Origin of the sequence: Streptomyces sp. NPDC014894 (assembly GCF_043080985.1) — a bacterium.
GTDB lineage: Bacteria > Actinomycetota > Actinomycetes > Streptomycetales > Streptomycetaceae > Streptomyces.
On sequence record NZ_JBIBWD010000003.1, the window covers coordinates 591,031 to 615,368 of the forward strand.

At 71.8% G+C, this 24,338-nt stretch carries 22 protein-coding genes; 14 read left to right on the forward strand and 8 right to left on the reverse strand.

Going from position 1 to position 24,338, the window contains the following annotated elements; genetic code table 11:
• Window positions 1–13: 13 nt before the first annotated feature.
• The 3 genes from ACF089_RS10440 (at window position 14) to ACF089_RS10450 (ending at window position 1,807) form a co-directional block, all read left to right on the forward strand.
• Window positions 14–1,024 carry an aldo/keto reductase gene (locus ACF089_RS10440; RefSeq protein WP_392024493.1) on the forward strand — a complete coding sequence of 337 codons (1,011 nt, stop codon included), beginning with the start codon at window positions 14–16 and terminating at the stop codon, window positions 1,022–1,024.
• A 189-nt stretch (window positions 1,025–1,213) separates the two neighbouring features.
• The gene (locus ACF089_RS10445) at window positions 1,214–1,438 is read left to right on the forward strand and encodes a hypothetical protein (protein WP_392024496.1); all 225 of its coding nucleotides are present in this window, start codon (window positions 1,214–1,216) and stop codon (window positions 1,436–1,438) included.
• 21 nt (window positions 1,439–1,459) lie between these two features.
• Complete coding sequence (locus ACF089_RS10450) at window positions 1,460–1,807, forward strand: DUF1036 domain-containing protein (RefSeq protein ID WP_392024499.1); 348 nt, start codon at window positions 1,460–1,462, stop codon at window positions 1,805–1,807.
• A gap of 40 nt (window positions 1,808–1,847) precedes the next feature.
• On the opposite strand, the gene ACF089_RS10455 is transcribed toward ACF089_RS10450, so the two are convergent.
• From ACF089_RS10455 to ACF089_RS10480, 6 genes are all read right to left on the reverse strand, one after another.
• A complete protein-coding gene (locus ACF089_RS10455; RefSeq protein ID WP_392024502.1) occupies window positions 1,848–2,447 on the reverse strand; it encodes a DUF1772 domain-containing protein in 600 nt (199 codons plus the stop codon).
• 327 nt (window positions 2,448–2,774) lie between these two features.
• Entirely contained in the window at window positions 2,775–3,455 is a 681-nt protein-coding gene (locus ACF089_RS10460) for a response regulator (RefSeq protein ID WP_392024504.1), read from the reverse strand.
• The gene (locus ACF089_RS10465) at window positions 3,452–4,777 is read right to left on the reverse strand and encodes a sensor histidine kinase (RefSeq protein ID WP_392024507.1); all 1,326 of its coding nucleotides are present in this window, start codon (window positions 4,775–4,777) and stop codon (window positions 3,452–3,454) included. The genes ACF089_RS10460 and ACF089_RS10465 overlap by 4 nt, the downstream gene beginning before the upstream one ends.
• Before the next feature lie 296 nt (window positions 4,778–5,073).
• The gene (locus tag ACF089_RS10470; RefSeq protein WP_392024509.1) at window positions 5,074–5,931 is read right to left on the reverse strand and encodes a DUF4429 domain-containing protein; all 858 of its coding nucleotides are present in this window, start codon (window positions 5,929–5,931) and stop codon (window positions 5,074–5,076) included.
• Between the two features lie 75 nt (window positions 5,932–6,006).
• Complete coding sequence (locus ACF089_RS10475; protein WP_392024512.1) at window positions 6,007–7,218, reverse strand: alpha/beta hydrolase; 1,212 nt, start codon at window positions 7,216–7,218, stop codon at window positions 6,007–6,009.
• Window positions 7,219–7,472: 254 nt separating this feature from the next.
• Window positions 7,473–8,222, reverse strand: coding sequence for a TetR family transcriptional regulator (locus ACF089_RS10480; RefSeq protein WP_392024514.1), 750 nt, complete (start codon window positions 8,220–8,222; stop codon window positions 7,473–7,475).
• A 109-nt stretch (window positions 8,223–8,331) separates the two neighbouring features.
• On the opposite strand from ACF089_RS10480, the gene ACF089_RS10485 reads away from it, so the two are divergent.
• Together ACF089_RS10485 and ACF089_RS10490 are read left to right on the forward strand one after the other, a co-directional pair.
• The gene (locus tag ACF089_RS10485) at window positions 8,332–9,945 is read left to right on the forward strand and encodes an MFS transporter (RefSeq protein WP_392024516.1); all 1,614 of its coding nucleotides are present in this window, start codon (window positions 8,332–8,334) and stop codon (window positions 9,943–9,945) included.
• 152 nt (window positions 9,946–10,097) lie between these two features.
• Window positions 10,098–10,472: a peptidase inhibitor family I36 protein gene (locus ACF089_RS10490; RefSeq protein ID WP_392024517.1), complete on the forward strand. Its 375-nt coding sequence runs from the start codon at window positions 10,098–10,100 to the stop codon at window positions 10,470–10,472.
• Between the two features lie 97 nt (window positions 10,473–10,569).
• Here the strand turns inward: ACF089_RS10490 and aceE are convergent, their stop codons facing one another.
• Window positions 10,570–13,302 (reverse strand): pyruvate dehydrogenase (acetyl-transferring), homodimeric type, encoded by a 2,733-nt coding sequence (gene aceE / locus ACF089_RS10495; RefSeq protein ID WP_392024520.1) that lies wholly within the window; start codon window positions 13,300–13,302, stop codon window positions 10,570–10,572.
• Between the two features lie 497 nt (window positions 13,303–13,799).
• Here aceE and ACF089_RS10500 point away from each other — a divergent pair, with 497 nt between their 5' ends.
• The 6 genes from ACF089_RS10500 to ACF089_RS10525 all read left to right on the forward strand — a co-directional run bounded on the left by ACF089_RS10500 (window position 13,800) and on the right by ACF089_RS10525 (window position 18,427).
• On the forward strand, window positions 13,800–14,222 hold the full coding sequence (locus ACF089_RS10500) for a DUF3052 domain-containing protein (protein WP_392024523.1): 423 nt from the start codon (window positions 13,800–13,802) through the stop codon (window positions 14,220–14,222).
• 171 nt (window positions 14,223–14,393) lie between these two features.
• On the forward strand, window positions 14,394–14,852 hold the full coding sequence (locus ACF089_RS10505) for a peroxiredoxin (RefSeq protein ID WP_392024525.1): 459 nt from the start codon (window positions 14,394–14,396) through the stop codon (window positions 14,850–14,852).
• Window positions 14,853–14,983: 131 nt separating this feature from the next.
• The gene (locus ACF089_RS10510) at window positions 14,984–15,559 is read left to right on the forward strand and encodes a TerD family protein (protein ID WP_392024527.1); all 576 of its coding nucleotides are present in this window, start codon (window positions 14,984–14,986) and stop codon (window positions 15,557–15,559) included.
• Between the two features lie 163 nt (window positions 15,560–15,722).
• The gene (locus tag ACF089_RS10515) at window positions 15,723–16,298 is read left to right on the forward strand and encodes a TerD family protein (RefSeq protein WP_392024530.1); all 576 of its coding nucleotides are present in this window, start codon (window positions 15,723–15,725) and stop codon (window positions 16,296–16,298) included.
• Window positions 16,299–16,394: 96 nt separating this feature from the next.
• The gene (locus tag ACF089_RS10520) at window positions 16,395–17,525 is read left to right on the forward strand and encodes a DUF475 domain-containing protein (RefSeq protein WP_392024783.1); all 1,131 of its coding nucleotides are present in this window, start codon (window positions 16,395–16,397) and stop codon (window positions 17,523–17,525) included.
• A gap of 170 nt (window positions 17,526–17,695) precedes the next feature.
• Complete coding sequence (locus tag ACF089_RS10525) at window positions 17,696–18,427, forward strand: Tellurium resistance (RefSeq protein ID WP_392024532.1); 732 nt, start codon at window positions 17,696–17,698, stop codon at window positions 18,425–18,427.
• Between the two features lie 5 nt (window positions 18,428–18,432).
• Here the strand turns inward: ACF089_RS10525 and ACF089_RS10530 are convergent, their stop codons facing one another.
• Entirely contained in the window at window positions 18,433–19,266 is an 834-nt protein-coding gene (locus tag ACF089_RS10530; RefSeq protein WP_392024534.1) for a TerD family protein, read from the reverse strand.
• 230 nt (window positions 19,267–19,496) lie between these two features.
• Between ACF089_RS10530 and ACF089_RS10535 the strand changes: the two genes are divergently transcribed.
• The 3 genes from ACF089_RS10535 to ACF089_RS10545 all read left to right on the forward strand — a co-directional run bounded on the left by ACF089_RS10535 (window position 19,497) and on the right by ACF089_RS10545 (window position 24,270).
• On the forward strand, window positions 19,497–20,663 hold the full coding sequence (locus ACF089_RS10535) for an HpcH/HpaI aldolase/citrate lyase family protein (RefSeq protein ID WP_392024537.1): 1,167 nt from the start codon (window positions 19,497–19,499) through the stop codon (window positions 20,661–20,663).
• A 176-nt stretch (window positions 20,664–20,839) separates the two neighbouring features.
• Window positions 20,840–23,428: a phosphoribosyltransferase gene (locus ACF089_RS10540; protein ID WP_392024539.1), complete on the forward strand. Its 2,589-nt coding sequence runs from the start codon at window positions 20,840–20,842 to the stop codon at window positions 23,426–23,428.
• Window positions 23,425–24,270, forward strand: a complete 846-nt coding sequence (locus ACF089_RS10545; RefSeq protein WP_392024541.1) for an HAD family hydrolase — start codon at window positions 23,425–23,427, stop codon at window positions 24,268–24,270. The genes ACF089_RS10540 and ACF089_RS10545 overlap by 4 nt, the downstream gene beginning before the upstream one ends.
• Window positions 24,271–24,338: the final 68 nt, after the last annotated feature.

Sequence of the window (24,338 nt, forward strand, 5' to 3'; positions counted from 1 at the left end):
GGACGGACATCCGATGAGCGAGGACACCATCGCACAGGTGCGTCTGGGCGCCGACGGGCCCCTGGTCGGGGTCCAGGGCCTCGGCTGCATGGGCATGAGCGAGTTCTACGGGCCGACGGACGAGTCCGCCGCCCGCGCGACCCTGCGCGCGGCGCTGGACGCCGGGGTCACCCTCTTCGACACCGCCGACATGTACGGGCGCGGGGCCAACGAGGAGTTCCTCGCGCCGTTCCTGGGCGCGCACCGGGACGAGATCACCATCGCCACCAAGTTCGCCGTCGCCCGCGACGACGACGACGCGTCCCGGCGGGTGCGCAACGACCCGGCCTACATCCGCCGGGCGGTGGAGGGCAGTCTGAAGCGGCTGAACGTCGACGTGATCGACCTCTACTACATGCACCGCCGTGATCCGGCCGTCCCGCTCGCCGAATCGGTCGGCGCGATGGCCGAGCTGGTGGACCGGGGCGTGGTGCGGACCCTGGGCCTCAGCGAGGTCACCGGGGCGGAGCTGCGCGAGGCGTACGCCGTCCACCCCATCGCCGCCGTCCAGTCCGAGTGGTCGCTGTTCAGCCGGGACGTGGAACGGAGCGCGGTCGGCGCGGCGGCCGAGCTGGGCGTGGCGTTCGTGCCGTACTCGCCGCTCGGGCGCGGCTTTCTGACCGGCTCGTTCTCCGCCGCCGCGGTGCCGGACGGCGACTACCGCGCGGATCTGCCGCGTTTCCGGGGAGAGAACGGCCGGGCGAACGAGGCCCTGCTCGAACCGGTGCGCCGGATCGCCGGGGCGCACGGCGCGACCCTCGCCCAAGTGGCGCTGGCCTGGGTGCGGCAGCGCGCGCAGGCGCACGGTCTGACGGCGGTCGTCCCGATCCCCGGGACCCGGAAGCCGGAGCGGCTGCGCGAGAACGCGGCGGCCACCCGGCTGACGCTGACGCCCGAGGAACTGGCGCTGCTGGAGCCGATCGCGGGACAGGTGGCGGGGGAGCGGTACCAGGACATGTCGTCGACCGCGGCGGCCCGCGAATAACGCCCTGACCGCGCGCCGACCGCGCCCCCGCCGCGCGCCGACCGCGCCCCGGGCGGCTCACGGCGACCGGGCGCGCCCGCCCCCGGTTGCCGGGCCGGTCACGGAGCGCGACCATGAAGGGGTACGGGTGATTCTCTCCACGACCGGGCGCGGCGGCCAGGCCCGCGTCCGACAGCCAAGGAGGCACCCATGTCCGACGAAGACCGCTACAGCGGCGCGGTCGACCGGACCGACGACCCCGGAGCGCCGCCCGAGAACTCCCGCGGCCGACACGCCGTCAGCGTGACGCGCCGACCCGGCCATCGCGCCTCCAGCCCCGTCCTCGACCTGCTCGCGCCCGTCCGGGGCCGGGACGGCCGACCGGCCGTCCGCCCCTCGCGAGGCAAGCCCCCGGACGCCGGACAGCACGGCTGACGACGGGACGGAGGACCCGCGATGCTGAAGTACGTCAACCAGTACCCGCAGCCGATTTCCGTCTGCATCATGTGGTACACGCCCAACTGCCCCGACGGCGGCGACTGGACCAAGAAGGGCTGGTGGAACATCAGCCCCGGCGGTTCCGCGGTCGTGCACTCCGCCGACCTCTCCGACGTCAACCGCTACTGGTGCGACTACATCTTCGCCACCGACGGCACCGTCTGGGACGGGGACGTCACCCGCTGGGTGCCGCTCCGCCGCTTCCAGTGGTGCGAGTGGACCAGCAGCACCGACGCCGTCCAGGCCGGTTTCTTCGTCAACGACATCGACGGCAACGACGACGCCACCTTCCTGATCACCCCCTGAGCACCTGCTTCCGAAGCGGTTCACGCTCCGCGGGCCTGTCCTACCGGCGGCGGGCGTCCCAGCGCGGGCCGCCCGAGCCGGTCACCGGCCGCTCTGCAGGTCGGCCGACGGCCCGGCCGAGTCCGCGATGGATCACGAGGGCCCAGGCGAGGCAGCCGAACCCGATCGTCGCCGCGACAGCCCGCACGGTGTTCCAGGCCGTCCACATCGTTTCGTCGAGCTGGGCGCGTACCGCCGCGAGTTCGGCGTCGCCGCCGGGCTCCGCGGCCGTCCGGATCTTCTCGTTGAGGGGCTCATGGACAGCGAACGTGATCGTGAGCACCACCAGGACGCACACCAGTGCCGCCCCGGCCCACATCAGCACCGGCCGCAGCCCCGCGCGGAGATGGAGAACCGCGGACAGCCCCGTGAACAGCAGCGAGCCCAGCAGCTCCACACCGAGGAACAGCGGATTGGTGATCGCCGCGTCGAGCGCTTGGAAGGCCGCGACGAAGGTGCGGTCATCGACGTCGCCCAGGCCGGGCATGACCGTGTTCGACCAGTTCACGAAGACGCCCGCGAGCAGTCCGGTCGTCATCGTGGCCAGGATCAGCACCACGGTCCTGAAGACGTCGTTCCCGATGCGCTGCCGCCCGGTCATGACGACGTCTCCATCGGGGATTCCTCAAGGCTCCACGGGCCCGAGAGGGCGGACGGGCGGACGGAGGCCGCGAACCCGCCGGTGTTCGGTGCAGTGATCATGCGCTCAGAAAAGCAGAACACGGCGAGACCTCCCGTGATTGAAGGAGGCCACGGCGCCCGTGCCTGTGCTCGGCACGTGGTTCTGAGGGTCGGCGGTGTCGCTCTCCGATTCGGGTGACGCCGGGTGAGGGTCGTCAGGTGATTCGGAGGGCCCCGGGCGGCCGCCGCGCTTCAGCCACTCGCCGGCAAGGAATGAGAAACGAGAAACGGGTTCCGAACGGAGCGCTCAGTCCGTCCCGGGCCGCACCAGCCCCGACTCGTACGCGAAGATCACCGCCTGGGCCCGGTCGCGCAGGTCCATCTTGGACAGCACCCGGCCGATATGGGTTTTGACGGTCTGTTCGGCGACCACCAGACGGGCGGCTATCTCCTGGTTGGAGAGGCCGCGCGCGATCAGCTCCAGCACCTCGGTCTCGCGCGGGGTGAGGCCCTTGAGGCGCAGGGCGGGGTCCTTGCGGGAGGGGGCCGGGCGCTGGGCGGCGAAGCGGGCGATCAGCCGGCGGGTCACCGAGGGCGCGAGCAGAGCCTCCCCGGCGGCGACGACGCGGACGGCGGCGATGAGATCGGCGGGCGGCGCGTCCTTGAGGAGGAAGCCGGAGGCCCCGGCGCGCAGCGCCTCGTAGACGTAGTCGTCCACGTCGAACGTGGTCAGCATGAGCACCTTGGGGAGGTGCGTCCCGCCCGGCGGGGGCGTGAGGATCGCCCGCGCCGCCGCGAGACCGTCCATCTCCGGCATCCGGACGTCCATCAGCACCACATCGGGGTGGACCGACCGGGCCGTGGCCACGCCCGCCCGGCCGTCGGCGGCCTCGCCCACCACATCGATGTCCGACTGGGCCGACAACAGGGCGGCGAACCCGGCCCGCACCATGGCCTGGTCGTCGACGATGATCACGCGGATGGTCACTCGGCGTCCTCCGGAGTCTCGGGCGTCGCCAGCGGCAGACGCGCGGCCACCCGGAAACCGCCGTCCGGCAGCGGACCGGTGTCCAGCATGCCGCCGGTCAACCGTACGCGCTCGCGCATGCCCACCAGCCCGTGGCCGGTCCCGTCGCTCTCCAGCGGCGACCGGGGCGACCCGGCGGGGCCGTTGACCACCAGCACCACCAGATCCGCGCCGATCGAGGAGACCGACACCCGGGTCACCGCCCCCGGCGCGTGCCGCACCACATTGGCCAGCGCCTCCTGCACGATCCGGTACGCCGACAGATCCACCGCCCGCGGCACCGTCGCCGGGTCCACCGTGAGCGACAACTCGGCCCGCACCCCGGCCCGTACCGTCGCCTCCACCAGCTGCTGCGTCCGGGAGAGACCGGGCTGCGGGGCCAGTTCGCCGTCGGAGCCGTCGCTGCGCAGCACGCTCAGCAGCCGCCGCATCTCCCCGAGGGACTCCCGGGCCCCCGCCGCGATCGCCGCGAACTCCTCGCGCGCCGCGTCCGGCAGCCCCTCGATCCGGTACGGGGCCGAATCCGCCTGCACCGTGATCACCGACATGTGGTGGGCGACCATGTCGTGCAGCTCCCGCGCGATCCGGGCGCGCTCCTCCAGCAGGGTGCGCTGTCCGCGCTCGGTCTCGCTGATGGTCTCCTGCGCCGCCAGCCGCCGCCGCGCCTCCCGCTGTTCCCGCAGCGCGCCCGTCACCACCAGCACCACGCCGCTCGCGACGAACATCGCCACCTGGCTGCCGTCGCTCCGCTCCTGCGAGACCAGTTCGAAGACCAGCCCCGCCGCGCCCGTCGCCAGCCAGACGGCCAGCAGGGTGCGCTGCGGCTCCCGCACCCCCAGGCAGATCAGCAGCAGCAGATAGCCGGCGAACCCCGGCGGGGTCCACGGCCAGGTCTCGCCCTCCGTCCCCGGGGTCCGCATCAGGGCTGCCGCGCCCAGCACATCGACGGCGAACACGATCCGCCAGGCCTCCAGCGGTCTGCTCACCGCGAGCAGCAGCGGGGTGGTCTGCGCGGTGGCGATCACCCCCGCGAGCGCGCCGTTCATCCCGTAGTTCCCGGTGAGCACGGCGATGGTGACCGGCAGCAGGACGGCGACGGCGACGAGGGCCAGGGCGTGGGGGAGCCGCCGCAGCCACGGCCTGGGCGACGAGCCGAGGATCGGACCGGCGGACCGGGAGGGGGTGAGCAGCGCGCCCGCGAGCGTGCGCAGATGCTGCCGGGCGGCGCGCGGCAGGGGGACCCGCGGCGTTCGCGCGGGGGAGGGGAGCGGGTTCTTGGACATGGCCCGGCCAGCGTAGACAGCGGGATCCGGCCGGGGCGTCATACCCGGGAGCCGACCCGGGCCTCGTACCGGGGTATGACGGCCGTCGCCCCGCGCGAGCGCTCGTCACGGGCCCGTTGCGCGTAGGCGCCGTACGCGGCTCGGCGACGGGCCTCTTGTCGGTGTCGTACCCGGCCCCGGTCCGTGCCGTCCCCGGCCCGGCCGGCTTGTCCGCGTCGTACGCGGCCCTGTCGCGGGTGCCCTGTCCGTGCCGTACGCGGCCCCGGCGCGGGCACGGGCCCGCGCCGGGACCGGTCTCACAGCTCGGCCAGCAGCTCCGCCTTCTTCGAGCTGAACTCGTCGTCCGTCACCAGTCCGGCCTGATGCAGCTCCCCGAGGTGGCGTATCCGCTCGGCGATGTCCGCCGGGTCGCGCCGGGCCCCCGCGTGCAGGGCCAGCGCCGGGGCCCGGGCCGACTTCTGCACGGACTCCAGCACCGCGGCGGCGAACGGCAGCGACTCGTGCAGCGGCCCGCCGCGCGGTCCGAACACCACCGAGGCCGGATCCTTCTCCGGCTGCGCGGGCCGGCTCGGCTCCGAGCGCAGCAGCAGCCGGAGATGGCCGTCGGGGGCCTCCGGGGTGCGCCACTCGACCCCGGTCAGCTCGCTGACCGGGAAACTCTGGTCGCCCACCTTCCATTTCGCCGACGACGCGCCCGTCCACGACCAGCGGAAGCCGACCTGCTCGCCGTCGAAGGACGCCCGGCCGTCGTACGCCTTGAAGTGCAGCGGCGCGCTCGGCGCGGCCACCGCGTACCGGTCGGCGGGCCGGTCAGCGTCGGCGGGGAGCATCGCGCGCAGCTCCTCGGCCCACAGCTCCGCCAGGGGCTCCCGGTCGGCCGGGAGCACCAGACGGTACGGATCGCTCTCTTCTCTCAGCTGGCCGGCGGCCGCCTCCATCAGCGGATCCGCCCCAGGTCTCGGTGCCGCGCGCAGCACCGCCGTCCCCCGCTTGCCCGGGGAGAGTGTCACCGATGCCAACGCCTCGTGGGGGATGCGGCGTTCGCGGAGCGCCTGAAAGAGCTTCGGCGTGCGGTGTCCCCGTTCAAAGCGGATGAGCACGGAGTCGGACTCGAACTCCCATGTGGCTTGAATTCCCGCCAGTACATCACCCATACACATCATCGTAGGCGTCGAGCGCCCGCGCGTCGCCCCTCAGTCCCAACTGCTGTTCATGATGTTCTACGCGCGTCAGGCCGCTGCTTCTCCGTAAATATCGCTGCGGCAGGAGTCGTCCTCACTCGCACAGCTCACTCCGCTGTACGAGCCGACGCCTATTTCGGCGAAGTTGACCACGCTTTCAGTTCCGGGCTCGAAATAGCCGCTGTGGCCGATAGCGCCCGCCGCCGACATCACCCGGGCCCCGAACTCGGGGGCCACCGGGTCCTCGCCGTGCCCCAGCCCGCCGACCTCCAGATGCGGTACGACCTCGATCCAGTCGTCGCCGTCGCGCATCGCCCACACCCGGGCCCGGGCGCGCAGCCCGGCGACGTTCTCGGCGCGCATACCGGGGCTGCCGGCCACCGCGATATCGGTGACCCGGGCCGGCAGCCGCCGCGCGGCCACCCCGCACACCACCGATCCGTAACTGTGACAGAACAGGGCGACCTTGGCCTTTCCGGGCAGGGCCTCGGTGAGCGCCGCCAGCCGGAGCGCCCCCTTCTGCGCCAGCCGCCCGGTCGCGGAGTCCATCCCCACCCCGGCCGGCGAGGTGTAGTCGGCCCACGCGATGACGGCGATACGGGTACGGGGGGAGGCGGCCCGCTCGGCGGCGTACAGCGACTCCGCCATGCCGGCGGGGGCGGTGTACTTCCTGGTCGTCCGCTGGAAGGTGAGCAGACGGGTGTCGACGCCGGGGACGATCACCGAGACGCGCTCGGCGCGCCCGAGGTCGCCGAGCACCTCGGCCACCCGGCCGTGGCCGGAGGGGTCGAAGGCGAGGATCTGGCGGCGGGGACCCATCAGCGTCTCGAACCGGTGTATCAGCTGGGCGGCCTGCCGGCGGCCCTCGGCGCTGAGCCGCGCGGTGGCGGTCCGGGCGCGCTCCAGCCTCAGCGAGCGGGCGATCGCGACGCGGTTGGCGCGGTAACGCAGCTCGACCGGAGCGCCGTTGAGATTGCCGACCACCAGCGGGAACCGGTCCGCGAGCCGGCCCCGCTCGGCGCGGCCCAGCGAGGCGAAGAAGGCGGCGAGACGGCCCGGGGGCTCATCGGCGCCGGGCAGCGCCCGGCCGTCGACGCGCGCCTTGCGCCAGCCGTTCAGCTCGGCCTGGAACGGATGGGGCTGGGCGGCCTGCTGGCGTACGGCGGTCCAGCCGGTGGTCGCGAGCATCAGGAACACCACGGCCAGCGCGAGCAGCATCCGCCAGAGGGCGAGGGTGGGGGAGGAGTCGAAGGAAGTCACTGCGGCACACCCTAGGAGAAGCGCGTACGCGCTCGCCCGGACCGTGAGACAGATCACGTGTTCAAGGGTGACGGGCGGGGAAGGGCGTGACGCCCGGAGCGCCGTGCGCCCCCGCCGCGAGCCCGTTCCCGGGCCGCCGCGGGTCCGTCGCGCGAGTCCGCCGTCCGCCGCCGGGCCCGGCCCGCCCTCGCTCCCCCGCCCGCTCCCGTCAGCGGCGCCCGGCCCGCCCGCCCTCGCTCCTCCGCCCGCTCCCGTCAGCGGCGCCCGGCGCCCGTCCCGCCCGTGCGGTCCTGCGCGCCCCCGCCCCGCTCCGGCGTCCGCCAGTCCGTTGCCAGCGCCGGGACCAGGCTGTCCAGATACTCGGCCGTCAGATCCCGGAGCGCCTGGATGCTCCAGTCGTCGCCCTGGCTCCACAGCCGCCCGGCCACCCGCATCACCCCGCTGAAGGCCGCCACCGCGGCCCGGGGCCGGGGATCGACGGCGACGTCCAGCCCCTCCCGTTCGGCGATCATCTCGGCCAGCTCCTCCTCCAGCTCCATGGAGCGGCGGAGATGGACGGCGATCAGCGCGGGAGTGGACTCGATCATCAGATAGCTGCGCATGTGGAGCGCGACCGGGATGGACTCCCCGATCGCCTCGTCGAGGGTGTCCCACCCCGTCAGCACCGCGTTGCGCATCGCCTCGAACGGCCCCTCCTCCGGCGGGCGGACCCGCATCAGCCGGCTGAAGTGCGCCTCCACCTGCGCCTGGGCGGCGAAGGCCACCTCCTCCTTGCTGGCGAAGTACCGGAAGAACGTGCGCTGGGAGACCTCGACGGCCTCGGCGATCTCGTCCACGGTGGTCTGCTCGTACCCCTTGGCGATGAACAGCTCCAGCGCCGAGCGCACCAGCGCCTGGCGGGTCAGCTGTTTCTTGCGCTCGCGCAGCCCCTGCGCCTGTGCCTCCGCCGTCGGCCCGACCGTCACGCAGCCCTCGTCTCTCGTATCGGCATCGATCTCTCCCATGCGGCACTTCTACCACTCGGCCCAGCTCAGAGCCGCTATGAGCTAAATGACAGTTACCGACTACTGAAATTGTTTGTCAACTGTCAGCGACTGTCATTAATCTGGCCGAATGACTAGTCAGACCACCGTCGACACGCCGCCGAAGGACCCCGAGGGGCCGGACCCCGCCCCGGCCGGAGGGCTCCGCGGCCACCCCTGGCTCACGCTCTTCGCCGTGGCCATCGGCGTGATGATGGTCGCCCTGGACGGCACGATCGTCGCGATCGCGAACCCCGTCATCGCGGACGACCTCAACGCCACCTTCGCCGACGTCCAATGGATCACCAACGGCTACTTCCTCGCCCTCGCGGTCAGCCTGATCACCGCGGGCAAGCTCGGCGACCGCTTCGGCCACCGCCAGACCTTCCTCATCGGCGTGGTCGGCTTCGCCATCGCCTCCGCCGCCATCGGCTTCTCCGAGACCATCCCGATGGTGGTCGTCTTCCGGGTCGCCCAGGGCCTCTTCGGCGCCCTGCTGATGCCGGCCGCCCTCGGCCTGCTGCGGGCCACCTTCCCCGCCGAGAAGCTGAACATGGCGATCGGCATCTGGGGCATGGTCATCGGCGCGTCCACCGCGGGCGGCCCGATCGTCGGCGGTCTGCTGGTCGAGCACGTCAGCTGGCAGTCGGTCTTCTTCATCAACGTCCCGGTCGGCGTGATAGCGGTCGCGCTCGGACTGGTGATCCTCAGGGACCACCGCGCCGAGAACGCGCCGCGCTCCTTCGACATCCCCGGCATCCTGCTGCTCTCCGGCGCGATGTTCTGCCTGGTCTGGGCGCTCATCAAGGCCCCCGAGCCGAGCTGGGGCTGGGGCGGCGGCAAGACCTGGGGCTTCATCGCCGCGGCCGTCGTCTGCTTCGCCCTCTTCGCCTTCTGGGAGAGCCGGATCAAGGAGCCGCTCATCCCGCTGAAGCTCTTCCGCTCGGTGCCCCTGTCGGCCGGCGTGGTGCTGATGGTGATGATGGCCATCGCCTTCATGGGCGGGCTCTTCTTCGTCACCTTCTATCTCCAGAACGTGCACGGTCTGAGCCCCGTCGACGCCGGACTCCATCTGCTGCCGCTCACCGGCATGATGATCGTCGGCTCCCCGCTGGCGGGTCTGGTGATCACCAAGGTCGGTCCGCGCGTCCCGCTGGCCGGCGGCATGGCGTTCACCGCGATCGCCATGTTCGGCATGTCCACCCTCTCCAAGGACACCGGCAGCTTCACCATGTCCCTCTGGTTCGCCCTGCTCGGCCTCGGCCTCGCGCCGGTCATGGTCGGCGCGACCGAGGTCATCGTCGGCAACGCGCCGATGGAGCTGTCCGGCGTCGCCGGCGGGCTCCAGCAGGCCGCCATGCAGATCGGCGGCAGCCTCGGCACGGCCGTGCTGGGCGCGGTCATGGCCTCCCGGGTCGACAACGACCTCCCGGGCAACTGGGCCGAGGCGGGACTCCCGGCGCTCACCGAGGCGCAGTTCGACGAGGCCTCCAAGGCCGTCGAGATGGGCGTGGCCCCGATCACCCCGGAGACGCCCCCCGACGTCGCCGCCACCATCGGCGGGGTCGCGCACGACACCTTCCTGTCGGGCATGGGGCTCGCCAGCCTGGTCGCCGCCGGGGTGGCCGCCGTGGCCGTCTTCGTCGCCCTGCTCACCAAGCGCGGTGAGAACGCCCAGGCCGGCGCGGGCGCCGCGCACATCTGAGCCGACCGCTCCGTCCGACAGCCCCCACCGGGTCCACCCGGCGGGGGCTGTCACCCGTGGAGGTGATCCCGCGCCGGGACCCTTCCGCCCGGCGCGCCCCGCCGACCAGAGTGCGGTCACATCATCCGTACGACACACCGGAGCCGACCGCCATGCGCACCGTCACCGTCACCGCCGCCGCGACCGCCCTCGCCCTGACGGCCCTGCTGCCGGGGGCCTCCGCCGCCTCCGCCGCCGCGCCCCGCCTCGGCGCGTGTCCGCCCGGCGCGCTCTGCCTCTGGGAGCGGGAGGGCTTCAAGGGCCCGCGCCACACCCATGAGCTGTACGAGACCGGGACCGACGGCTGCGTCCCGCTGGCCGGCGGCCGCACCGCCGCCTCGCTCGCCAACCGCACCGGCCGACCCGTCACCGTGTACCAGTCGCCGGAGTGCGACGAGACCGGCGAGTACGACACCCACCCCGGCGCGGGCAGCTGGACGCCCGCCGCGCCGTACCGGATCAGGGCGTTCATGATCCGGGAGAGCTGACCGGGACCGGGACGAGGCGTGCCTCCCCCGCACAGCGCGAAGGGCGGCGGGACCCCGTCCCGCCGCCCTCCGGCGTCACACCCCGGCCGTCACGCCGTCACGCGTCGCCGCCCTCCGGGCCCGGGTCGGCCGCCTTCACATCCAGCAGCTGATAGCGGTCCACCGCCTGCTTCAGCGCCGAGCGGTCCACCTTCCCGTCCCGCGCCAGCTCGGTCAGAACGCCCAGCACGATCGACTCCGCGTCGATGTGGAAGTACCGGCGGGCCGCGCCGCGCGTGTCCGCGAAGCCGAACCCGTCCGCGCCGAGCGAGGCGTACCGCCCCGGCACCCAGCGCGAGATCTGGTCCGGCACTGAACGCATCCAGTCCGACACCGCCACGAACGGACCCTCGGACCCGGTCAGCTTCCGGGTCACATACGGCACCCGCTGCTCCTCCTCGGGGTGCAGCAGATTGAACTGCTCCACCTCCACGGCCTCCCGGCGCAGCTCGTTCCACGACGTCGCCGACCAGACGTCGGCGCGCACGTCCCACTCCTCGGCGAGGATCCGCTGCGCCTCCACGGCCCAGGGCACGGCCACCCCGGACGCCATGATCTGCGCCGGAATGGAGCCGCCCGTACCGGCGCGGAAGCGGTGGATCCCCTGGAGGATGCCCTCCACGTCCACGTCCTCCGGCTCCGCCGGGTGCTGGATGGGCTCGTTGTAGACCGTCAGGTAGTAGAAGACGTCCTCGGGGCTCTCCCCGTACATCCTGCGCAGACCGTCCTTGACGATGTGCGCGATCTCGAAGCCGTACGCCGGGTCGTAGGCCACACAGCCCGGGTTGGTGGAGGCCAGCAGCTGGGAGTGGCCGTCCGCGTGCTGGAGCCCCTCGCCCGTGAGCGTGGTGCGGCCGGCGGTCGCGCCCAGCACGAAGCCGCGCGCGAGCTGGTCGGCCATCTGCCAGAACTGGTCGCCGGTCCGCTGGAAGCCGAACATCGAGTAGAAGACGTAGACCGGGATCAGCGGCTCGCCATGGGTGGCGTAGGAGGATCCGGCCGCGATCAGCGACGCCGTGCAGCCCGCCTCGGAGATGCCGTCGTGGAGCATCTGCCCGGTCGGCGACTCCTTGTACGCGAGCAGCAGTTCCCGGTCGACCGACTCGTACTGCTGGCCGAGCGGGTTGTAGATCTTCGCGCTCGGGAAGAACGAGTCCATGCCGAAGGTGCGGTACTCGTCGGGCGCGATCAGCACGAAGCGCCGGCCGATCTCCTTGTCCCGCATCAGATCCTTCAGCAGCCGGACGAAGGCCATCGTGGTGGCGATCGACTGCTGGCCGGAGCCCTTCCGCACCGCCGCGTAGGTCTTGTCCTCCGGCAGCGCCAGCGGCTTCGCCCGCACGATCCGGGTCGGCACATAGCCGCCCAGCGCCCGCCGGCGGTCGTGCATGTACTGGATCTCCTCCGAGTCACGGCCCGGGTGGTAGTAGGGCGGCGCGCCGCTCTCCAGCTGGGCGTCGGTGATCGGGAGGTGCAGCCGGTCGCGGAAGCCCTTGAGGTCGGCGACCGTCAGCTTCTTCATCTGGTGGGTCGCGTTGCGGCCCTCGAAGTTCGGGCCCAGCGTCCAGCCTTTGACGGTCTGCGCCAGGATCACGGTCGGCTGGCCCCGGTGCTCCTTGGCCGCCGCGAAGGCCGCGTACACCTTGCGGTGGTCGTGACCGCCGCGCCCCAGGTGCAGGATCTGCTCGTCGGTCATGTTCTCGACCATCGCGCGCAGCCGCTGATCGCCGCCGAAGAAGTGGTCGCGGATGTATCCGCCGGTCTCGGTGGCGTACGTCTGGAACTGGCCGTCCGGCGTGGTGTTCAACTTGTTGACCAGCAGGCCGTCCCGGTCCTGGGCCAGCAGCGGGTCCCAGGAACGGTCCCAGACCAGCTTGATCACATTCCAGCCCGCGCCGCGGAACTGCGATTCCAGCTCCTGGATGATCTTGCCGTTGCCGCGGACCGGACCGTCCAGACGCTGGAGGTTGCAGTTGACGACAAAGGTGAGATTGTCCAGATTCTCCCGGGCGGCGATCGACAGCTGGCCGAGCGACTCCGGCTCGTCCATCTCGCCGTCGCCGAGGAACGCCCAGACGTGCGAGGCGGAGGTGTCGGCGATGCCCCGGGCCTGGAGATAGCGGTTCATCCGGGCCTGGTAGATCGCGCCGAGCGGGCCGAGGCCCATCGAGACCGTCGGGAACTCCCAGAAGTCCGGCATCAGCCGGGGGTGCGGATAGCTGGAGAGCCCGTCGGGGGCCTTCGACTTCTCCTGGCGGAAGGCGTCGAGCTGGGCCTCGCTGAGCCGGTCCAGCAGGAAGGCGCGGGCGTAGATGCCGGGGGAGGCATGGCCCTGGAAGAAGATCTGGTCGCCGCCGTCGCCCTGGTCCTTGCCCCGGAAGAAGTGGTTGAAGCCCACGTCGTAGAGGGAGGCGGAGGAGGCGAAGGTGGCGATGTGGCCGCCGACCCCGATGCCCGGGCGCTGGGCGCGCGAGACCATCACGGCCGCGTTCCACCGGGTCGCGTTCAGGACCTTGCGCTCGACCTCCTCGTTGCCGGGGAAGAAGGGCTCGTCCTTGGTGGCGATGGTGTTGACGTAGTCCGTGCTGCGCATCTCCGGCACGGCGACGCGCTTCTCGCGGGCCCGCTCGATGAGCCGGAGCATCAGATAGCGGGCCCGCTCCCGGCCCCGTTCGTCGACGGCCGCGTCGAGTGAGTCCAGCCACTCCTTGGTCTCTTCGGGATCGAAGTCCGGGACCTGGCTGGGCAGGCCGCCAATGATGATCGGATTGCGATCTGATCCGGAAGCCACGCTGTTCCTTCGCTGCTCGGGAGAGTTCCGCGGGCAGGTCTCCCGGAGGGGGAAATCCCGCGGACGGTCGGGCGGTGCGGCACCGCCTCCATCGTGTACCCCGAGGAGGGAAACGTCATCTCTACCGAGGGGTAACCCGTGATCCCGGCGGCCCGCCGGCCCCTCCCGGACGGCGCGCGGGGGCCAAGTCGGGGTCCTGGGCGGGGGCAAATCGCAATCTTACGCCCAACCCGGCCATGCGTTCCGTTTGGGTGTTCGGTTCCGGTGGCGGTGCTGTGTGGACGTAAAGTGGCAAACAAGTCCGAATGGTGTGGCACATTGCACGGGTCGTGGCCGAGCGTGTCTGGAGTTGCGTCGAGACGGGCGCAAACGTCACCGTTTCGGCGGTCTGGACGGCCGGGTACTTGCGCGATCCGCCCCGCCCGTGTGGACTACGGCCAACGCCACGCGTACGCGCGGGGCCGCAGCATCTACCGAACATGATCAGGAGGCAAGCCGTGAGCGCGACCGCGGACCACGCGGAGGAGCGGACCAACCCAGCAGCGAGGCTGGGGTTCGAGCCCGGACAGGTGGTCCAGGAGATCGGCTACGACGACGACGCCGACCAGGATCTCCGCGAAGGCATCGAGTCCGTGACCGGCCAGGATCTCGTGGACGAGGAATATGACGACGTCGCCGACGTCGTCGTCCTCTGGTTCCGCGACGAGGACGGAGATCTGACGGACGCACTGGTGGACTCCATCGGTCTCCTCGAGGACGGCGGCCTGATCTGGCTGCTGACTCCGAAGACCGGCCGGGACGGGTACGTCGAGCCCAGCGACATCAGCGAGGCTGCCCAGACCGCCGGACTCTCGCAGACCAAGAGCATCAGCGCGGCCAAGGACTGGGCCGGCAGCAGGCTGGTGGCCCCCAAGCGCTGAGCAGTCACAGAGAGTGAGCCCTGGATCCTGAACCGGGGCATGAGTTCCAGGGCCCCCTCCGGCCGCGCGGCCGGAGGGGGCCTCGGCACGCCCGCCCGCGCCCGGGGCCCGGGCGCGGGCCCTTAGGGTGGACGCGTCACTCCGACGGACTCACGAAGGGATCCACCCCCCATGGCGATCGAGGTCGGCACCAAGGCCCCCGCATTCGCACTCAAGGACAACCACGGGCGCACGGTGAGCCTCACCGACTTCCGCGGCGAGAAGAACGTCGTCCTCCTCTTCTACCCGTTCGCCTTCACCGGCGTCTGCACGGGCGAGCTGTGCGCGCTCCGCGACGAGCTGCCGACGTTCGTCAACGACGACACCCAGCTGCTCGCCGTCTCCAACGACTCCATCCACACCCTGCGCGTCTTCGCCGAGCAGGAGGGCCTGGAGTACCCGCTGCTGTCGGACTTCTGGCCGCACGGCGAGACCTCGCGGGCGTACGGCGTCTTCGACGAGGAGAAGGGCTGCGCGGTCCGCGGCACCTTCGTCATCGACAAGGAGGGCGTGGTCCGCTGGAGCGTCGTCAACGCGCTTCCCGACGCCCGTGACCTGAACGAGTACGTCGCCGCCCTGAAATCGCTCTGACGGCCCCGGGCCGCCGGAGCCGCTCGCGTCAAAGCCTGTTTCGTGCGGGAACCGGTCACTAGGATCCACTCGTTGATCCGAACACCGACGCACTACGGGGGCGCTGCCCCTGAACACCAATGGAGGGACTCGTGGGAGTCAGCCTCAGCAAGGGCGGCAACGTCTCGCTGACCAAGGCCGCGCCCGGTCTGACCGCGGTTGTCGTGGGCCTGGGCTGGGATGTCCGTACCACCACCGGCACGGACTTCGACCTGGACGCCAGCGCTCTGCTGACCAACGCCGAGGGCAAGGTCACCAACGACGGCGACTTCGTCTTCTTCAACAACCTCAAGAGCCCCGACGGCTCTGTCGAGCACACCGGTGACAATCTCACCGGTGAGGGCGAGGGCGACGACGAGCAGATCAAGGTCAATCTGGCGGGCGTGCCCGCCGGTGTCGCCAAGATCGTCTTCCCGGTCTCGATCTATGAGGCCGAGGGCCGCCAGCAGTCCTTCGGCCAGGTGCGCAACGCGTTCATCCGCGTGGTCAACCAGGCCGACAATGTGGAGCTGGCGCGTTACGACCTGAGCGAGGACGCCTCGACCGAGACCGCCATGGTCTTCGGCGAGCTGTACCGCAATGGCGCGGAGTGGAAGTTCCGCGCCATCGGCCAGGGTTACGCCTCGGGTCTGCGCGGCATCGCGCAGGACTTCGGCGTCAACGTCTGACCGTACGGCCGACCTCCGGCGCCGCGCCCCTCGCCGGGTGCGGCGCCGGACCCGCCCGTACCGCCGCCGTCCCGCGCACCCGCCCCGCCCGAGCGGGACGGGCCCGCGCGGCGCGGCGGCGGGGACGGGCCCGCGATTCACCGTCTCTGGGGAGGACCAGATCATGGGCGTCACGCTCGCCAAGGGAGGCAATGTCTCCCTCTCCAAGGCCGCACCGAACCTCACGCAGGTGCTGATCGGGCTCGGCTGGGATGTGCGCACCACCACCGGGGCCGATTTCGACCTCGACGCCAGCGCGCTGCTGTGCGGCGGCGGCCGCGTTCTCGGCGATGAGTACTTCGTCTTCTACAACAACCTCAAGAGCCCCGAGGGCTCCGTCGAGCACACCGGCGACAATCAGACCGGCGAGGGCGACGGCGACGATGAATCGCTGCTGGTCAGCCTGGTCGATGTGCCGGCCCGTGTCGACAAGATAATCTTTCCGGTCTCCATCCATGACGCGGACCGCAGGGGCCAGGCGTTCGGCCAGGTCAGCAATGCCTTCATCCGGGTGGTCAATCAGGCCGACGGCCAGGAACTGGCGCGATACGACCTGAGCGAGGACGCCTCCACCGAGACCGCGATGATCTTCGGTGAGCTGTATCGCTACAACGGCGAGTGGAAATTCCGTGCGGTGGGCCAGGGGTACGCGTCGGGTCTGAAGGGCATCGCTCTAGACTTCGGGGTCAATGTTTCATAGATCCGCGCACGGAGCGGGGAAACCCGCCCCCCGGCGCGGGGGTGTGCCTCCCTCAGGCTCCGCCCGGGAGGTCCCCATGGAAACGATTGGGTGCCAGTGGTTCTGAAAACCTTCGGCTGGTCCTTCGCGGTCACCGCGCTGGGACTGGTCGCGGCGGTGCTCTACGGCGGGTGGACCGCGTTCTGGATCGTCGCGATCCTGTCCGTCCTCGAAATCTCACTGTCGTTCGACAATGCGGTCGTCAACGCCGGAATCCTGAAGAAGATGAATGCCTTCTGGCAGAAGATCTTCCTCACGATCGGCATCCTCATCGCCGTCTTCGGTATGCGACTGGTCTTCCCTGTCCTCATTGTCGCGGTCAGTGCCTCGGTCGGCCCGATCGAGGCCGTCGAGCTGGCTCTGAATGACAAGGACAAATATCAGGAGCTGGTGACCGACGCCCATCCGTCGATCGCCGCCTTCGGCGGAATGTTCCTGCTCATGATTTTCCTCGACTTCATCTTCGAGGACCGTGACATCAAATGGCTCGGCTGGCTGGAGCGGCCCCTGGCCAAGCTCGGCAAGGTCGACATGCTCTCGGTCTGCATCGCGCTGATCGTGCTGCTCGGCAGCTCCCTGACCTTCGCCAAGAACGCGCACCAGCACGGCGGCGGACACGCGGACAAGGCCGAGACGGTGATGCTCTCCGGCATCGCCGGCCTGATCACCTATCTCGTCGTCGGCGGACTCTCCGGATACTTCGAGAACAAGCTGGAGGAGACGGAGGAGCGCGAGCACGAGGCCGAGGAGGCCGCCAAGCGGAGCGGTAAGAAGGTTTCGGCCGTCGCCATCGGCGGCAAGGCCGCCTTCTTCATGTTCCTCTACCTCGAAGTCCTCGACGCCTCCTTCTCCTTCGACGGTGTCATCGGCGCCTTCGCGGTCACCAACGACATCGTCCTGATGGCGCTCGGCCTCGGCATCGGCGCGATGTACGTCCGGTCCCTCACCGTCTATCTGGTCCGCCAGGGGACCCTCGACGACTACGTCTACCTGGAGCACGGCGCGCACTACGCGATCGGCGCGCTCGCGACCATCCTGCTCATCACCATCCAGTACGAGATCCCCGAGGTCATCACCGGAATGGTCGGCGTGCTGCTGATCGGCTGGTCCTTCTGGTCCTCGATCCAGCGCAACCGGAGGATCGCCCGGGACGAAAAGGCTGAGCCACACTCCGCGGCCGGGGTGTGACCGGGCGCCCAATGAGGGAACGCTCTCTGAGCGGGGCGGCTTCGAGGCACCGGCCTCGGGCCGCCCCGCCCGATGAGCGCGGGTGCGGGGACGGATGACGGAGCGACGCGGGGCGGGGGCCGGCCACGGGCCCGGCGAAGCGCGTTCCGACGAGAAGACTGGGGCGGGGCATGGCCTTCTGGGACAGCCTGTGGCAGGGCAGGTCGGCACAGTTCGACACGGGCAGCGGCGCCAACTCCATCGCGCTGACGCGGCGGCGGCCTTCGGTGTCGCTCAGCAAGCAGGGCGCGGCGACCGGACATCTGCGGGTCAATCTCTCCTGGCGGATGCGCGCGTCCGACTTCCGGGGGAAGTCCCGCCGGGGCGGGCTGCTGCGCAATCCCCTCCAGCTGTTCAAGCCGGAGGTGGTGCAGGCCCACACCCAGGGCATGGTCAATGTCGACCTCGACCTCGGCTGTCTGTACGAACTGGCCGACGGCAGCAAGGGCGTGGTCCAGCCGCTCGGCGACTTCCTCGGCTCGGCCAATGAGGCGCCGTACGTCCGGCTCAGCGGCGACGACCGGTTCGGCTCGGGATCCGGGGAGACGATCTATGTCAATCTCGATCATCACGCCGAGATCAAACGCCTGCTGTTCTTCGTCTACATCTACGACCAGACGCCGGCGTTCGACCGCACCCACGCCCTGGTGACCCTGTACCCGAGCAGCGGCCCCCGGGTGGAGATAGAACTCGACGAGCAGGCTCCGCAGGCCCGTTCCTGCGCGGTGTTCTCGCTGGAGAACGTCAAGGGCGACCTCGTGGTGCGCCGCGAGGTCAAATTCGTCTACGGCTTCCAGGCGGAGCTGGACCGACTCTACGGCTGGGGCCTCCAGTGGGGCCGCGGTTACAAGACCCGGGCCTGAGGCCCTCAGGGGCGTATGAACTGCGGACCCATCGGCGGCAGCCGGAAGTCCGGGTCGGGAACGAAGGCCCCGGCGGGCTGCGGATAGCCGTAGCCGGGCCGGGCCCGCCCCGAGGTCGGCTGGGGGTATCCGTAGCCGGGCCGCTGCTCGGGCGCCGCGTGCGGATAGCCGTACGCGGGACCTGCGGGCGGCGCGGCCGGGGGCCGGGCGGGCGGCGGGGGCATCGCGCCGGGCTCGGCCGCGCTCTCCGGGGCGCCCGCGTTCCCTGTGTTTCCCGCGTCCGCCGCTGCCTCGGCGGTCTCGTCCACCGAGATGCCGAAGTCGGTGGCCAGACCGACCAGCCCGGTCGGATACCCCTGCCCCACCGCCCGGAACTTCCAGCGGTCCCCGCGCCGGTACAGCTCGCCGCAGATGATCGCGGTCTCCTCGCCGGTCTCGGCGTGGACGTCGAAGACGGCCAGCGGTTCGCCGTCGGCCAGGGCCGCGTCGTACAGCAGGATCCGCAGATCGTGCACCTGGCGGAAGGTGTCGCCGTCCGAGGAGGCGGCCAGCACCACCTGGTCGACGGAAGGGTCGAGCGAGGTGAGATCCGCTTCGAGGGTGTCCGTCAGCTGGTCCGAGATCCGCTGCTTGGACAGTTTGCGGACCAGCCCCGAGGGGTGGCGCGGCTGGTTGTAGAAGACGAAGTCCTCGTCGGAGCGCACACGGGAGTCCGGGCCGAGCAGCAGGGCCGAGGCGTCCACGTCGGGGAGGCCGGGACCCGGGGTCCAGCGCAGCACGGCGCGGACCGCCGAGGCATGGAGCGGGACGTTCGAGCCCTTCATCATCGCGTGCGTCATGCCCGTCATCCTGCCTTCTCGGGGGCGGCCCGGACAACGCGGCGCAAGGGCCGGTCGCGGACGCCTTCGGCGGGTCCCGCCGAGCGCTCCGGGCCACGGCGGGGGACATTTGGAGCGCATCCAGGGGTTACCCGGAGTTCATGGACGCAGGGAACTCTTGACACACATCTGTACGTACTATTACCGGCCACGTCAGTAGGGCAGGACATCCAGGAGCGCGGGGGAGTCATATGCGTCATTTCGGGCAAATCTCGCCCTCGGTTCGCGAACGCCTGTTCCATCAGCAGCCCGGCGAGTTCACCGCCGCCTCTCCGCCGAAGATGCTCGCGGCGGCGCTGGGAGCCACCCTCTACAGCCCCGCCACCCGGCCGAGACTCGCCGACGACATCCGTAAACAGCTCGGCAGCGGAGTGGTCTCGATGGTCCTCTGTCTGGAGGATTCCATCGGCGACGCCGATGTGGCCGACGCCGAGGAGAATCTGGTCCGGCACTTCGCCGACCTGGACGCGGACGGCGGAGAGCCGCCGCTGCTCTTCATCCGGGTCCGCGAGCCCGCCCAGATCCCCGATCTGGCGCAGCGCCTCGGCCCCAGCGTCCGCAGACTGTCCGGTTTCGTCCTTCCCAAATTCACCGAAGAGCGGGGAGTGCCCTTCCTGGAGGCGCTCACCGCCGCCGAGAGCGCCACCGGCCACCGGCTCTTCGCCATGCCCGTCCTGGAGTCGCCCGAGCTGCTCCATCTGGAGACCCGCACCGAGACGCTCACCGGGATCGCCCGCACCGTCGACAAGTACCGCGACCGGGTGCTGGCCCTGCGGCTCGGCGTCACCGACTTCTGCTCCGCCTACGGACTGCGCCGCTCGCCCGACATGACCGCCTACGACGTCCGGATCGTCGCCGCCGTCATCGCCGACGTGGTCAATGTCCTCGGCCGCGCCGACGGCACCGGCTTCACCGTCACCGGCCCGGTCTGGGAGTACTTCCGGCTCCAGGAGCGCATGTTCAAACCCCAGCTGCGGCGCAGCCCCTTCCTGGAGGTCAGCGCCGAGGCCGTGCGCAACACCCTGATCGAGCACGACCTCGACGGACTGCTCCGCGAGATAGAGCTGGACCGGGCCAACGGACTCACCGGCAAGACCTGCATCCACCCCTCGCACGTCCTGCCCGTGCACGCGCTGTCCGTGGTCAGCCACGAGGAGTACAGCGACGCCCGCGACATCCTCCGCCCCGAACAGGACGGCGGCGGGGTGCTGCGCTCCGCGTACACCAACAAGATGAACGAAGTGAAGCCGCACCGCGCCTGGGCCGAGCGCACCCTGCTGCGCGCCGAGGCCTTCGGCGTGGCCCGGGAGGAGGTCGGCTTCGTGGAACTGCTCGCGGCCGGGCTCTCCGGCACATGACGGCGTCGGAGGGGCCCATGGGGCCCGGGTCGGGGCGGAGGGCCGCGGCGGACGGGACGGCCGGGCCCGGGTCCGGGCCCGGAGCGGCGACGGACGGGTCCGCCGGACCCGGGCCGAGGACGGCGACCGGCGGGCCGACCGGCCCCCGGCCGAGGACGAGAGAAGAGGCGGCCGCGGTGGTCTGGTCGGGTACATGGGTCGCACAGCGGCTGGGCATAGGGCTGGAGGGCGACGCACGCCTGCCCGAGCTGCTGGGGCTGGCCCTGCGCCGCAACCCGAAGCGGGCGCATCTGCTGGTCTCCCAGGTGCTGGGCAAGCACGTGCCCCAGTCGCCTGCCGTGGTCCACGGCGTCGGCCATGACCTGGGCGTACGCGTCCGCGCCCTGCTCGGCGACGAGGAGGCCGCCCGCGCGGTGGTCCTCGGCTACGCGGAGACCGCGACCGGACTCGGACACTCCGTCGCCGACGGCGTGGCCCTCGCGCCCTATCTGCACTCCACCCGCCGCCCGGTCCGGGGCATGACCGGCGCGGGCGGCTTCGAGGAGGCCCACTCCCACGCCACCTCCCATCTGCTGCTCCCGGCGGATCCGCTGCTGCTGACGCGGCCGGGCCCGCTGATCCTGGTGGACGACGAGTTCTCCACCGGGAACACCGTGCTGAACACCGTCCGCGAGCTGCACCGGATCGCCCCGCGCGAGCGCTATGTGATCGTGGCGCTGGTCGACATGCGCGCTCCGGCGGACCGCGACCGGCTGGACGCCTTCGCCGAGGAGATCGGGGCCCGGATCGATCTGGTCGCCCTGGCCTCGGGGACCGTGAGCCTCCCGGACGCCGTGCTGGAGAAGGGGCAGGCGCTGGTCGCCCGGTACGACACGGCCGCCGCGCCCGACACCGCCCCCGGCACCGTCCCCGCGCCCGACGACACCGCCCCCGCGCCCGACACCGCCGCTCCCGCGCCCCGGGCCGCGGCCGTGCGCCGCGTCGAGCTGGACTGGCCCGCCGATCTGCCCGACGGCGGCCGGCACGGCTTCCTCCCCGCGCACCGCGAGCGGCTGGAGGCGGCCCTCCCGGCGATGGCGGCCCGGATCGCCGAAGCCCTCGGCCTGAGCGCCGCCCCGGGAGAGCCCGCGCCCGGGGAGCCCGCGCCCGGGGAGCCCGCGCCCGGACCGGCCGCGTCGCCCCCGCGCCGCGTCCTGCTCCTCGGCTTCGAGGAGCTGATGTACGCCCCCCTGCGCCTCGGCACCGCCCTGGAGCGCCTGACCTCCGCCGAGATCCGCTTCTCCACCACCACCCGCTCGCCCGTCCTCGCCGTGGACGACCCCGGCTACGCCATCCGCACCCGACTCGTCTTCCCCGCGCACGACGACCCCGCCGACGGACCCGGCGAGCGCTACGCCTACAACGTGGCGGGCGGCGGATTCGACGCCGTCGTCGCCGTCGTCGACTCGGTCGCCGACACCCCGGCGCTCCACGCCCCCGGCGGCCTCCTGGACCGGCTCGCCGCCCACATCCCGCACGTGCTGCTCGCCGCCGTGCCCAGCCATGTCCCCGAAGGGGCCGCCATGCCGCCCGCACCGCCCCCGCCCGCGCCCTCGGGCGGCCTCCCCGCGCCCTCGGGCGGCCTCCCCGAGCCGCTGCGCGGCCCCGCCTTCTCCTCGTACGCCCCCGACGAGGTCGGCTGGCTGCTCCAGGACCTCTCGGACGTCGAGCTGGAGGCCCCCACCGAGGAGCGCGAGGAGGCGATACAGAGCGGTGGCGCGCACTACGCCGAATCCCTCCCCGTCGAGTACCAGCCCAGCGCCGACTACCAGCGGCTCTTCCACACCGCGCTGGAGAACTCCGCCGCCCGTATCGCCCGCGCCGTCGGCACCGTCACCGAGACCGTCCTCGCCGAGACCGCCTCCCCGCGCCCCGTGCTGGTCTCGCTGGCCCGGGCCGGCACCCCCGTCGGCATCCTGATGCGCCGCTGGGCCCAGCGCCGCCACGGCCTCGACCTGCCGCACTACGCCGTCTCCATCGTCCGGGGCCGGGGCATCGACGCCAACGCCCTGCGCTGGCTGAGCCTCCACCACGACCCGGCCGACATCGTCTTCGTCGACGGCTGGACCGGCAAGGGGGCCATCACCCGCGAGCTGACCTCGGCGCTCGCCGCCTTCGAGGGCTTCCGCCCGGAGATCGCCGTCCTCGCCGACCCCGGCGGCTGCGTCCGCACATACGGCACCCGCGAGGACTTCCTCATCCCCTCGGCCTGCCTCAACTCCACCGTCTCCGGACTGGTCTCCCGTACGGTCCTGCGCTCAGACCTCGTCGGCCCGGACGACTTCCACGGCGCGAAGTTCTACCGCGAGCTGGCCGGCGCGGACGTCTCCGGCCACTTCCTCGACGCCGTGTCCGCCCGGTTCGCCGAGACGCACGCCGCCGTGGACGCCGACGTCAAGGAGCGGCTGTCCGCCGACCGCGCCCCCACCTGGGAGGGCTGGGCCGCCGTCGAGCGGATCAGCGAGGAGTACGGCATCCACGACATGAACCTGGTCAAGCCCGGCGTCGGCGAGACCACCCGGGTGCTGCTGCGCCGCGTCCCCTGGAAGATCCTCGCCCGCGCCGGGGCGGGGGCCGACCTCGACCATGTGCGGCTGCTGGCCGCCCAGCGCGGCGTCCCCGTCGAAGAGGTCGGGGAGCTGCCGTACAGCTGCGTCGGGCTCATCCACCCCCGCTACACCCGGGGCGCGACCGGCGCCGACGGCACGGCGGTGACGGCCCTGTGAGCACCCCCAGCACCCCCGGAGCCCCCCGCACGCCCGGCGCGCGCGCCGGGACCCTGATCGCGAGCGATCTGGACCGTACGCTCATCTACTCCGCCGGAGCGCTCCAGCTCACCATGGCCGACGCGGAGGCCCCCCGGCTGCTCTGCGTCGAGGTGTACGACCGCAAGCCGCTCTCGTACGTCACCGAGACCGCGGCCGGACTGCTGACCCGGCTCGCCGCCGAGACGCTCTTCGTCCCCGCCACCACCCGCACCCGTGAGCAGTACGGCCGGATCCACCTCCCCGGCCCCCCGCCCGCGTACGCCGTCTGCGCCAACGGCGGACACCTCCTCGTCGACGGAGTGACCGACGAGGACTGGCGGCGGCGGGTCGCCGGCCGGCTCGCCGCAGAGTGCGCCCCGCTCGACGAGGTCCGCGCGCATCTGTCGGCCGCCGCCGACCCGGCCTGGCTGCTCAAGGAGCGCACCGCCGAGGACCTCTTCGCCTACCTCGTCGTCGACCGCGCGCTGCTCCCCGGCGACTGGGTCAAGGAACTGGCCGAGTGGGCCGGACCCCGGGGCTGGTCGGTCTCGCTCCAGGGCCGCAAGATCTACGCCGTACCGCGGCCGCTCACCAAGAGCGCCGCCGTCCGCGAGGTGGCCCGCCGCGTCGGCGCGGACCGGATCCTGGCGGCCGGGGACTCCCTCCTCGACGCCGATCTGCTGCTCGCCGCCGACCGCGCCTGGCGTCCCGGCCACGGCGAACTGGCCGACGCCGGCTGGAGCGCGCCCCAGGTGGAGGCCCTGGCGGAGCGGGGCGTCGCGGCGGGCGAGGAGATCCTCCGCCGCTTCCTGCGCGCGTAGCCCCGCGCCCGTACACACACGAGCGCCCGGGTCCGGAGGGGATCCGGACCCGGGCGCGCGGTGTTTCG